The sequence below is a fragment of the Fulvivirga kasyanovii genome, from assembly GCF_009711405.1.
GTDB classification, from domain to species: domain Bacteria; phylum Bacteroidota; class Bacteroidia; order Cytophagales; family Cyclobacteriaceae; genus Fulvivirga; species Fulvivirga kasyanovii.
The window spans coordinates 1-8,117 of sequence record NZ_SMLW01000385.1 but is presented as its reverse complement, the minus strand read 5'-3'; the positions used below and the strand labels follow the sequence as shown (position 1 = coordinate 8,117).

General features: G+C 42.5%; 10 protein-coding genes. 9 read left to right on the top strand and 1 reads right to left on the bottom strand.

Translation table 11 applies throughout. The features are described 5' to 3' along the window. Nucleotides 1-1,028: glycosyltransferase (locus E1163_RS04715; RefSeq protein ID WP_155170024.1), on the bottom strand; the 1,028-nt coding region annotated here is incomplete at its 3' end. A gap of 212 nt (nt 1,029-1,240) precedes the next feature. On the opposite strand from E1163_RS04715, the gene E1163_RS04710 reads away from it, so the two are divergent. The 9 genes from E1163_RS04710 (at nt 1,241) to E1163_RS04670 (ending at nt 7,889) form a co-directional block, all read left to right on the top strand. Beyond that, nucleotides 1,241-2,053, top strand: coding sequence for a crotonase/enoyl-CoA hydratase family protein (locus E1163_RS04710; RefSeq protein ID WP_155170022.1), 813 nt, complete (start codon nt 1,241-1,243; stop codon nt 2,051-2,053). 252 nt (nt 2,054-2,305) lie between these two features. Further along, on the top strand, nt 2,306-3,121 hold the full coding sequence (locus E1163_RS04705; protein WP_155170020.1) for a hypothetical protein: 816 nt from the start codon (nt 2,306-2,308) through the stop codon (nt 3,119-3,121). Between the two features lie 182 nt (nt 3,122-3,303). Then, nucleotides 3,304-3,687, top strand: coding sequence for a hypothetical protein (locus E1163_RS04700; RefSeq protein WP_155170018.1), 384 nt, complete (start codon nt 3,304-3,306; stop codon nt 3,685-3,687). A 94-nt stretch (nt 3,688-3,781) separates the two neighbouring features. Then, the gene (locus tag E1163_RS04695) at nt 3,782-4,381 is read left to right on the top strand and encodes a Crp/Fnr family transcriptional regulator (RefSeq protein WP_155170016.1); all 600 of its coding nucleotides are present in this window, start codon (nt 3,782-3,784) and stop codon (nt 4,379-4,381) included. A 52-nt stretch (nt 4,382-4,433) separates the two neighbouring features. Next, a complete protein-coding gene (locus tag E1163_RS04690) occupies nt 4,434-4,883 on the top strand; it encodes a DMT family transporter (RefSeq protein WP_155170014.1) in 450 nt (149 codons plus the stop codon). Further along, on the top strand, nt 4,880-5,620 hold the full coding sequence (locus tag E1163_RS04685) for a GNAT family N-acetyltransferase (RefSeq protein WP_155170013.1): 741 nt from the start codon (nt 4,880-4,882) through the stop codon (nt 5,618-5,620). The genes E1163_RS04690 and E1163_RS04685 overlap by 4 nt, the downstream gene beginning before the upstream one ends. Nucleotides 5,621-5,649: 29 nt before the next feature. Beyond that, nucleotides 5,650-6,279, top strand: a complete 630-nt coding sequence (locus tag E1163_RS04680; protein WP_155170011.1) for an NAD(P)H-dependent oxidoreductase — start codon at nt 5,650-5,652, stop codon at nt 6,277-6,279. Nucleotides 6,280-6,445: 166 nt separating this feature from the next. Next, nucleotides 6,446-6,940 carry a hypothetical protein gene (locus tag E1163_RS04675; RefSeq protein ID WP_155170009.1) on the top strand — a complete coding sequence of 165 codons (495 nt, stop codon included), beginning with the start codon at nt 6,446-6,448 and terminating at the stop codon, nt 6,938-6,940. Between the two features lie 715 nt (nt 6,941-7,655). Then, a complete protein-coding gene (locus E1163_RS04670; RefSeq protein WP_155170007.1) occupies nt 7,656-7,889 on the top strand; it encodes a hypothetical protein in 234 nt (77 codons plus the stop codon). The last annotated feature ends 228 nt before the right edge of the window (nt 7,890-8,117 follow it).

The following is an 8,117-nucleotide window of genomic DNA, read 5'->3' as shown; positions in this document are numbered from 1 at the left end:
ATCAGCAACCTGATGCACCTGGCCAGGTCTGCAGGCCTTTCAGGCCTGAAAAACTTAGCTTCTTCATCAGGCTCCAGTATTTCACGGATCACGGGCAGGTCTGAAGCTACAACCGGGGTTTTGCAGGCCATGCTTTCAAACACTTTCAACGGAGAGCAACCCTGCTCCAGGTTCCTGCTGCATTCGGTAAGTGGCGCTACCGTGCACAGTGCGTGACCAATGACCTGGTGTAACTCGTGTTTTTCCAATTGGTATTTCCATACAATCCGCTCGCTCACATCAAGCTTCTCTGCCAGTTTTTGAAAAGGGCGCGAAAATCGTTGTTTGTGTGAAGAGCAAATAACCAACTTCAAATCAGGCTTATCTCCCAGGTACTTCATGGCTTTCAGGAGTGTATCCACTCCCTGCCAAGGTTGTAACGCACCAAAATAAACAATATACTTTTCCGGAAGCCCAACAGGCTTAGCTCCTATTACAGGGGCATCCGCTCCATTAGGGATCACATGTATCTTATCCGCCCACACTTTGCGGGAGATGAGGTGCTTCTTAATAGTTTCGGATGGACAAATGATCAACCGGCTCTTTTCCAGGCACTCGTCCTCCAGCTTCCGGATCTTACCTAATGTGTCCTGCCCGATGTAGGGATAGCGGTTAACCAATTCAATGGAAGGCAGACCGTTCACCTCAAATATGCTGGTAATATGGTCTCTTGCCAAAATAGGCATCCCACTCCAGATATCCCGGAAGTGGCCCACTTGTAAATTGTGCTGCTGATCCAAAAGCCCGTCGATCCAGGAAGAAAAAGCCAGGGCCCTTTTGAGATAATTACTCTCTTCAACCGGTGACTCAAGATGGTGCACTGTCTGGGGTAATTCCTTCGACATATGCTGCTTTAAACTCAGCAATAAGGTAGAAGGAAATTTCTGAGAAAGCACCTCCGTAACTTTATCGATATGGATCGCTGAGCCTTTATAGGAAGGATATGGGTCAAAAGTAGCAAAAACAGATGTGTATCGTGTATTTGACAAAATTCGAAACAGTTAAAAAATGTAATTATAACATTTTATTAAGAGAAAATAAAAAGAAATAGAACTTAAACATAGAACTTTATTTCCCACTCTAATGCTGCACTAATCCGGATTGTCACTTAATGGTTTCTTTAGGGATTAAGGCAAAAGTTTAAGATTTAAATCAATAATTGGTTATTTTACCACAAATCCTTAACCATACCCTATACACTATGAATTATAATCATTTTAAAGTTGAAATAGAAAACAAAATTGCACATGTAGTTTTCAACAGGCCGGAAAAGGCCAATGCCCTACACATGGAAGCCTGGAAAGAGATGAAAACAACTTTTGATAAACTGAGCCAGTCCGATCATGTAAGGGTTATAATTCTTAGTGGTGAAGGGAAACATTTTTGCGCCGGTATTGATCTGGAGTTGCTAATGTCAGTCGGTGCCCTTAAAGATGTTTCCTGCTCAGGCAAGCGCAGTGAAAAAGTGCGGGAGTTGATACTCACCCTGCAGGAGTGCATCACTGCCATTGAAAAATGTTCTAAACCCGTACTTGCAGCTATTCATAGCGGATGCATTGGTGGTGGTGTAGATATAGTTTCTGCATGCGACATGCGCTATTGCACCGAAGATGCTTATTTCACTATTAAGGAAATTGACCTGGGCATGGTGGCAGACCTGGGCACTTTACAGCGTCTGCCTAAGATCATATCTCCGGGAATGGCTGCGGAACTGGCCTACACCGGACGAAAAATGACCGGCAAGGAGGCTTTAAATACTGGTCTGGTCAACCACTGTTATGCCTCAAAAGAAAAAATGATGGAGGGCGTAATGCATATAGCCCGGGCCATAGCCGCCAAATCGCCCATATCGATCCGGGGTACCAAAGAAGTACTTCGTTATACCAGAGATCACAGTGTAGATGATGCTTTAAATTATATGAGCACGTGGAACGCCGCTATGCTGTTGTCAAACGACCTGCTTGAAACTTTCAATGCCACAATGGAAAAACGTGAACCAAAGTATGAGGATTAGAACCTGGCTCATGTATCTGCTTTGTCAGCAGTTTCCTGCCTACAACATGGTTACTGTACATAACCGCAATTAAACACATCATATATTGCTGATGAACCAACAACCATAAAGTCATTTTTATAATAAAAAAATACATTTTCATCAATCAAAAACACCTCTACATCAAATGAAATATAGTATTCATCAATTGATCTCTAGTGCTGACCGGGTTTGGGAATAGGTTTGCAAAAACTAAATCAACTAAATCTAAAAATGATGAAAACGAATTTCAAAATGAGAACAATGGCTACAGCATTTGCACTTTGTAGCTCTATGCTGATGTATTCCTGCGAAGATGAAAACGGTATTGAACCTGTTAATAATGACACGGAACACCAAGCCGAAGAATTGGCGCTGGTGCCAAAAACACTGGCAACAATCAACCTGTCTAATGGTAATGTGATCACATTCCGCTCTGAAGCTGATGGTATTGTATATGATGAAAGTGGCAGCGGAGATATACAGGATGAGTTAGCCAGCGCCAGCATGCTCGAACGCTTTCTTTCCCTTACTGATGAGAGTGTAGCTGTACCTGAGGATTTCATCACTCTTGAGGAGGACGAGAGCCTAAAAGCACTCGCTTTACAGCGCGGTGTAACCACTCAGCACGAAGCCGCCATGCATTCAAAAGGCTCGAGCGCTGATGCAGGTAAGTTGATGGCCAGTGCATGGTGTTCAGGCCAGAATTTTTACGACACCGATGCGTACGGGCAATTTTACAGAACATTTCACAACTACCCATGGGGTGGTGCCAATGTAACAGTTTACAGTTCATGGAAGAGTGGTGCTGATAAGTGCAAGACCGTGAATTTATATTTAGTAAACTGCTCTGACAGTAATACACTATCAGCCGATACATGGTACAAGAATGTATTTGGTAATTACAAGAGACAGGATATCATCAATGTAGGACCTTCCGGCAGCAAATTCTGGTCAAAAACCTATACCACAAAGAGATACAGAAGAGTATTCGTCAGTGGTTTTGGGAGTGGAAGGTTTGGAGGTACTGTAGTATTTAAAAACTATTAAATAACAGGCCTTGAGCCTATTAAGAGGTTACATCAAAGTATCCAAACAGTCTTTGATGTAACCCTATTTTATTTATACCTCCTGCACATAAACCGTTCATCTCTCTGAACTTACGTTTACAAGCTACCCGTTTGAAAAATGCAATAAAATGGCTATTTTATTTGTCCAAAACGGCAAGAGCAATGATTCAGCTAAAGAGATCCCTTCCTAATATTATACTTCTGGTTGTGTTTACCTGCCTTTTGATCTATCAGGCCATGGATCGGTCGGGCTTTGTTTACTATTTTTATTTTGGCTTTATTTCACTGCTCATGGCCAACCTGACCAATTTTCTCCTCAACAGAAACTATATCGAGGTAACCGAAAATACTGTTACGATCTATCGTGATTTATTCATAAAGACCCGCTTGGAGCTAAGCAATATAGAGCAGATCACCCTCAGCTACACGCCTTTTACCAGGTCCTATTTCAAGCTGCGCAATGGTACTAAGATCAAATTTACTGCTTCAAATATCGATAACAGTGAAATCGAAAAGCTGAAAGCGATTACACCAAATGTAAATTAACCGGATAATAACCACGAAAAGTTGACCTTCACACATGAAGTAAAACCATAATTTTATATGGTCGTAATATTTCTCTAAAGCCCTATAAAAACCAATGGTCGACAAAGTAACACACCTCGATCTGTTCAGACAATCACTGAATAGCTATTCTCCCATTACAGATGAGTCTTTTTCCGGTCTGTGCGACATCATAAAATTCCGTAAGGTAAGTAAAGGTGAAGACCTTGTGCGTATAGGTCAAACTTCAAAAAAGCTATATTTCGTTTGCGAAGGATTGCTGATATCCCTGTATATGACGAATGATGGTGGCACACACATCAAAAACTTCTTCCTTGAGGGCAACCTTGCTGCTTCCACAGTTTCCATGCTTCAAGCCACTCCTTCCAACTTTAGCATCCAATCTGTAGAAGAAGGCGTAATTCTTGAAATGGATTTTCAACAGTACAGACAACTCATTTTTGATCACGACGATCTGAAAAGCTTCTATATAAGGTATCTTGAAAAGAAATGGATAGTAGAAAATGAAAAGCGGCAAATAGCTTTTGCCACGGAAACCGCCACTGCGCGGTATCTGACCTTTCTTGAGCAATATCCCGGCCTGGAAAATAGGGTTCCCCAACTCCAGATAGCCTCATACCTGGGGGTGACACCTACGCAACTTAGCCGGGTAAGAAAAAGTTTGAATAAATCTTAGCGTATCAACATATGTAAATGCATTCGTGAAGTACCTCCCCTACCTTCGCTTTATGAATCAGTTAACACTAAGCATTTTGGCATTTACAGGGGGAATATTTCTCGCTATGCAGGGCGGGCTCAATGCCCAGTTGGGAGTACTTTTGAAAAACCCGCTACTGGCATCACTGGTTGCCTTTTTCTGCAGTACGACGTTTGCCTTTCTGGTCATAGCTTTCAGCGTTAAAAGCATGCCATCGGCCCAGCAGCTAAAGGAAGTGCCGTGGTACCTGTGGTCAGCCGGAGGATTTTTCAGCTTAATTGGCGTAAGCCTTTATTATTACACTATACCCAAGCTGGGCGTTTCAACCATGATTTCCCTCGGCCTTTGCGGACAGGTGTTCTTTTCGGTAGTTGCCGGACATTTCGGCTGGTTTAACCTGCCGGTAGAGCCCGTTACCGCAAAAAGACTGCTGGGTGTAACTGCTATGATCATTGGCATACTTTTAATAAATAAGAAATGAAAAAAGAAGAACTTGTCATCAAAAACATCGGAAACCTGACTTCCCTATGGCAAACAGTCGGTGAAATGGCCAATAGCCAGACCTCCGGGGAAACCTTTGATTACTGCATCATACCCTACTCTGAGTGGCCAAACCGGCTATGGTTCCATCATGACCTGAATGAAGAAGGGGTATCGCAGGCTAAGGAAGTCCTGCTTTCCACTCAAAAAAATATAACCATACCTTATTGGGACATCTACCAAAGCAATTCCGATCAATTGCTGGCAGCAAATGGCTTTGAAGTGCGTTTCGAACAAGTGGGCATGTCATTAAAACTAGGTCACAGCTACGATGTACCTCAAAAGCTGTCCTTTAAAAAGGTAGAAAACGAAAAGGAAGCCCAGCTTTGGGAGTCTCTGTTCGGACAAGCTTTTGGCTATCTCATTAGCCATAAACTGCTGACACCACATTATAACAATACAGATTTTATAATCGTCTACCACAATGAAGCTCCGGTAGGCACTGCTGTACTACATCATCCATCTGACGAGGTCATAGGCATACATGCCATGGGTATTATCCCCGATGCAAGAAGGCAGGGCTTGGCGGAAATGCTTATGAAAATGATCCTCAACGATTCCATCAGACAAGAGTTCTCATTCACAACCCTCCAGGCATCGGCCATGGGCAAAGGACTGTATACCAAACTGGGCTTTGAGGAGCAATTTACCATGAAGAATTACACACTGACCAAATGATTATTTACACCATAAACTTTTAAGAAACCATGCGATTGATAGAAGATTTGAACTGGCGATATGCCACCAAAAAGTTTGACGCTACCAGAAAAGTAAGTGCTTCTGATCTGGAGAAGATAAAAAAAGCAGTCCAGCTTTCGGCATCCTCCTACGGCCTGCAACTCTATAAAGTATTGATCATTGAAGACGTGGCCATTCGGGAAAAGCTGAAACCGGCTTCATGGAACCAAGACCAGATCACTGATGCTTCCCACCTGTTTGTATTTTGCAATTATACCCGGGTCGGCGATGATCATATACAGGATTACATGGAACTACATGCTCTGCAAAGAGAAGTTAGTCTTGATACCATACAGGGTTACGGTGATTTCATAAAGGAAAAGCTCGCTGAAAAATCGGAAGCCGAGCAGCAGGAATGGATGGCCAGACAAACCTACCTGGCACTCAGCAACCTTCTTTCGGCCTGCGCAGAGCTAAAAATTGACGCCTGCCCTATGGAGGGCTTCGAACCCGAAAAGTACAACGAGATACTGGGACTGACCGGACAGGGATTAAATGCAACCGTTATTGCTCCTATTGGTTACAGGGCTATTGATGACAAAACACAGTCACTAATAAAAATCAGAAAACCCATGGACTTACTGTTTGAGACGAGGTGATCTTAATATAAAAACGAAAATGACGCATGCTTTATCCAGCGCTGAAAGGTTTGGTAAAGCATGCGTGCCTTTAGCCTAAAGCAGATCAGGATAATTATCTTCACCACTTGTTTTTGTTAATTGTATCCATTTTATTAAACTGGCATAATTAATATCGCCTTCTAAAATGGACGCTCATCTTACCAGTTATGATTTTCCAAAGGGCAACCCAGGCCCTTTTGATATGCAGTTTCAGGGAAATTATTTTGCAATAGCAAACGGATATTCAAATTTAGGCAGCAAATACAACGATTTCTCATTCACCAACCTGGATGAAAACATCCAGATGGGATACAAGCTAATTATCGTTTGCTACAGGCTTGCCCTCATAGAAGGAGGAAAAGCCACAAAATCATGGAACTACTATGGAAAACTCAAAGAGGAAAAATATTCCGGTATGTTTCATTTATCGGCTATGTCCCCGGTCAACCGCTATATGCCGGAATGGGACAGAACCATTCGCACCCTGAGCATTTACAAACCGGATGCAACCAATGGTAGCCTCGAAGCCAGCACCTGGAGTGACTATAACGAATGTAAACAATACGCCATAAATATATCAGAGGCCTCCTCCAATAAATTTTTACTCTCCCTGATCTTGGAAACACACTCATGGCATTGACTCTGTTATTGTAGTTTACTTTGGGGCTGGACTTATTTATCACGCTCCAAAACACATGGCACAACCGCCCCCAACCCGTCATTCTTGAATTTTCGTGTATGAGCTTGCTTTATGTGGAGGTGTAATGAAAATATCAAGAATCTCCTTGATCCTGGCCAGTGCCCTAACACTCTGCTTCACATTTAATCATGATACCTCAATCTTCGCTGCGCTTCGTTTGGGATGACGTGATAAGGGGAATAATCTGAGTGTTCTCATGCTACTTCCCAGCGAATGTCTCTCGTAGACCTCGTAGAGGACTCCGCGGTATTTAGTATGCAGGCTTCTGACATTACGCAGGTCAGACTTTGTTGGTGCTCTTAACTTCGGGAGTCCGGATATTTTCTACGGCTACTCTACGAAAATTCCGGAAAGACGTGATATGGGTTAGAGGGAGAATTTTCTTGCTGATATGACCTCTCCCGGCAGATCTTTTTTTGTGACTAATCAGATACAATAGGATTATAAGAGCATGCACATCAAACCGATACGAATCAAGCACAAACAAGCCATTCGGCACTTCAGCACAAATCGCCAATCCACGTTTAACGGAATTATGGCCCTCACGGCTATTTTATCAACATTTTTATTGTTCTTCACCAATACACAAATGCAAAAGCAAGTGTACTTGTCCTACTGTGGTGATTTTGGATTTTATGGAAAATCACTCACACTAATGAAAACAAATACCTTTGCATTCATCTATCACGGTTGTAGCCAAACAGCAGGACATTTTAGCGGCACCTGGTCAATAGAAGATAGTATTTTAATCCTTGACACAGCCTCCTCCAGCCATATACTCCAATCTCGATATAAAATTCAGGGTAATGATCTCATACCTTTAACAGAAGAAGAAAATAAATTCACACTTTGTGAATACTATGTTGACCCGTTTAGCAGGGCTATATGAAATAATCTTACATTGATATACCCGACCGAATATCTCCGCCATCCCTGAATTTTCCTAACAAACCTTCATCTAACAACCGCACTCAAATAAAAACATCAGGGATCTCCCAGATCGTGGCAGTGTCTAAACCTTCTGCAGCTCATTTAATCATGCGACTCAAAATCTCCGCTACGCTGAGTTTGGGATGACGTGGTAAAGAGCCGTGAGAGGCACAAAGCAATATCAAAA